1 protein-coding gene is annotated in these 405 nt (G+C 65.2%); it reads right to left on the bottom strand.

All coding sequences use genetic code 11. The features are described 5' to 3' along the window. Window positions 1-125: 125 nt before the first annotated feature. Window positions 126-405: type II secretion system F family protein (locus EOA32_RS38005; protein WP_145971547.1), on the bottom strand; the 280-nt coding region annotated here is incomplete at its 5' end.

Below are 405 nucleotides of genomic sequence, written 5' to 3'. Positions count from 1 at the left end.
GGACAAGGCCGCGACCAACTGACGGCAACGCCAGCGCGTCAGCCGATTCTTCAAGGTCATCAAATGCAAAAGCCGCGCGACATCGTCAGCGCGGCCTTTTCGTCAGCTTGCGAGCTGTTCCTGCCCTACTGGCTGCTGGTGTTGTGCTGATCGCCGAAGATGCCGCGCTGGCTGACCTGGATGCCGGCCGGTCCCAGGATGATGGCGAACAGCACCGGCAGGAAGAACAGGATCATCGGCACGGTGAGCTTGGGCGGCAGGGCGGCTGCCTTCTTCTCGGCCGCATTCATGCGCATGTCGCGGCTTTCCGAGGCCAGCACGCGCAGCGCATGCGCGACCGGCGTGCCGTAGCGTTCGGCCTGGACCAGCGCCTGCGTCACCGACTTGACCGATTCCAGGCCGGTG

Origin of the sequence: Mesorhizobium sp. M1A.F.Ca.ET.072.01.1.1 (genome assembly GCF_004023325.1) — a bacterium.
GTDB lineage: Bacteria > Pseudomonadota > Alphaproteobacteria > Rhizobiales > Rhizobiaceae > Mesorhizobium.
The sequence above is the reverse complement of the archived record's forward strand: the minus strand, read 5'-3'. Positions and strand labels throughout refer to the sequence as shown.